This window comes from Micromonospora sp. D75, assembly GCF_018070405.1.
Classification (GTDB): Bacteria; Actinomycetota; Actinomycetes; order Mycobacteriales; family Micromonosporaceae; genus Micromonospora; species Micromonospora chalcea.
In genome coordinates this window covers 1-2,939 of record NZ_JAGPXV010000693.1, presented here as the reverse complement: position 1 = coordinate 2,939, position 2,939 = coordinate 1, and the positions used below count along the sequence as shown (strand labels likewise).

Here is a 2,939-nt window from a genome sequence, read left to right as displayed (position 1 = left end):
GAACGGCGAACCCGACCCGCTCGGCCGGCACCTGCTGGTGCTGGCGCACGGCCACGAGGGGTACGCGCGCCTGGCCGCCACCATCTCCCGCGCCCAGCTGCGCGGCGGGGAGAAGGGCCGCCCGGTCTACGGCGAGCTGGAGGAGATCGCGGCGGAGCTGAAGGACCACGTGCTGGTGCTCACCGGCTGCCGCAAGGGGCACGTGCCCGCGGCGCTGCTCACCGAGGGCGTCGACGCGGCGGCCCGGGAGCTGGACCGGCTCACCGCGCTGTTCGGCGCGGAGACGGTGGCGGTGGAGCTGACCGACCACGGCCACCCGGTCGACGCCGACCGCAACGACGCGCTCGCCGACCTGGCCGCCGCGGCCGGGCTGCCCACAGTCGCCACGAACAACGTGCACTACGCCACCCCGGGCCGGCGGCGGCTGGCCACCACGGTCGCGGCGGTCCGGGCCCGGCGCAGCCTCGACGAGATCGACGGCTGGCTGCCCGCCGCGGCCACCGCCCACCTGCGCAGCGGCGCGGAGATGGCGGCGCGGTTCGCCGCGTACCCGGGGGCGGTGGCGCGGGCCGCCGAGTACGGCGCGGAACTCGCCTTCGACCTGCAGCTCGTGGCGCCGAAGCTGCCGGCGTACCCGGTGCCGCCCGGGCACACCGAGATGAGCTGGCTGCGCCGGCTGACCATGGACGGCGCCCGCGAGCGCTACGGCCCGCCCGAGGCGCACCCGGAGGCGTACGCGCAGCTGGAACACGAGCTGCGGATGATCGAAGACCTCGGGTTCCCCGGTTACTTCCTGGTGGTCTACGACATCGTCGCGTTCTGCCGCGCGCAGGACATCTACTGCCAGGGCCGGGGCTCGGCGGCCAACTCGGCGGTCTGCTACGCGCTGCGCATCACGAACGTGGACGCGGTCCGGCACCGGCTGCTGTTCGAACGGTTCCTCGCCCCGGAACGCGACGGCCCGCCGGACATCGACGTGGACATCGAGTCCGACCGTCGGGAGGAGGTGATCCAGCACGTCTACGCCCGCTACGGCCGGGAGCACACCGCCCAGGTCGCCAACGTCATCTCGTACCGGCCCCGGTCGGCGGTGCGGGACGTGGCGAAGGCGTTCGGCTTCTCACCCGGCCAGCAGGACGCCTGGAGCAAGCAGATCGACAGGTGGGGCTCGGTCGCCGCGGTCGACGTGGCGGACATCCCGGAGCAGGTGGTCGCGTACGCCAACGAGCTGCAGACGTTCCCCCGGCACCTGGGCATCCACTCCGGCGGCATGGTGATCTGCGACCGGCCGGTGATCGAGGTGTGCCCGGTGGAGTGGGGCCGGATGCCCGGCCGCAGCGTGCTCCAGTGGGACAAGGACGACTGCGCGGCCGTCGGCCTGGTCAAGTTCGACCTGCTCGGCCTCGGCATGCTCTCGGCGCTGCACTACGGCTACGACCTGATCGGCTCCCGCCTCGACCTCGGCGACATGACGCTGGACGACCCCGAGGTCTACGACATGCTCTGCCGGGCCGACTCGGTGGGCGTGTTCCAGGTGGAGAGCCGCGCCCAGATGGCCACGCTGCCCCGGCTCAAGCCGCGCGAGTTCTACGACCTGGTGGTGGAGGTGGCGCTGATCCGGCCCGGCCCGATCCAGGGCGGCTCGGTGCACCCGTACATCAGGCGCAAGAACGGCCAGGAGCCGGTCACGTACGCGCACCCGCTGATGCGCAACGCGCTGGAGAAGACGCTCGGCGTGCCGCTGTTCCAGGAGCAGCTCATGCAGCTCGCCATCGACCTGGCCGGGTTCGACGCGGCCGGCGCCGACCAGCTGCGCCGGGCCATGGGGGCGAAACGGTCGGTGGAGCGGATGGCGCAGATCGCCGACCGGCTCTACGCCGGGATGGCCGAGCGGGGCATCACCGGCGAGCTGGCCGACGACGTCTACCGCAAGCTCACCGCGTTCGCCAGCTACGGCTTCCCGGAGAGCCACGCGATGAGCTTCGCCTACCTGGTGTACGCCAGCTCGTGGCTCAAGCGCTACCACCCGGGCCCGTTCCTGGCCGCGCTGCTCAACGCCCAGCCGATGGGCTTCTACTCGCCGCAGACGCTCGCCGACGACGCCCGCCGGCACGGCGTGGAGGTACGCCGGCCGGACATCAACGCCAGCGGCGCCAAGGCGGTGCTGGAGTCCACCCCGCAGACGCGGTGGGGCAGCGTGCCGGGCGAGCCGCCGCACGCCTGGGGGCTGGGCGGCCCGGCGGTACGGCTCGGGCTGGGCAGCGTCCGTACCCTCGGCGAGGACGTGGCCGAGCGGATCGAGGCGGAACGGACGGCGCACGGGCCGTACCGGGACATGCCGGACCTGGCCCGCCGCGTCGGTCTCACCGCCGCGCAGCTGGAGGCGCTGGCCACCGCCGACGCCTTCGCCTGTTTCGGGCTGACCCGGCGGCAGGCCCTCTGGGCCGCCGGCGCGGCGGCCCAGGACCGGCCCGGCCGGCTGCCCGGCACGGTGACCGGCGCGGACCCGCCCACGCTGCCCGGCATGGCCGCGGTGGACCGCCTGGTCGCCGACGTCTGGGCCACCGGCCTGTCCCCGGAGAGCCACCCGGCCCGGTTCATCCGGGACCGCCTCGACGAACTGGGCGCGGTGCCGATCGCCCGGCTCGGCCAGGTGCCGCCCGGGCAGCGGATCCGGGTCGGCGGGATCGTCACCCACCGGCAGCGCCCGGCGACCGCCGGCGGCGTCACGTTCCTCAACCTGGAGGACGAGACCGGAATGCTGAATGTCACTTGCTCCCCGGGGCTGTGGCAGCGCTACCGTCGAATCGCCCGCACCAGTGGAGCACTGGTGGTGCGGGGCCGGCTGCAGCGGCACGAGGGCGTCACGAACCTCACCGCGGACCGGCTGGACGCGATCGAGCCCCCCGTCACACCGGTATCCAGGGATTTCCGTTGAT

1 protein-coding gene is annotated in these 2,939 nt (G+C 73.8%); it reads left to right on the top strand.

Features of this window, described 5'->3' with window-relative positions:
• A partial coding sequence (locus KBX39_RS27750; RefSeq protein WP_210873323.1) for an error-prone DNA polymerase occupies window positions 1–2,938 on the top strand: 2,938 nt, incomplete at its 5' end.
• Between the last annotated feature and the right edge of the window lies 1 nt (window position 2,939).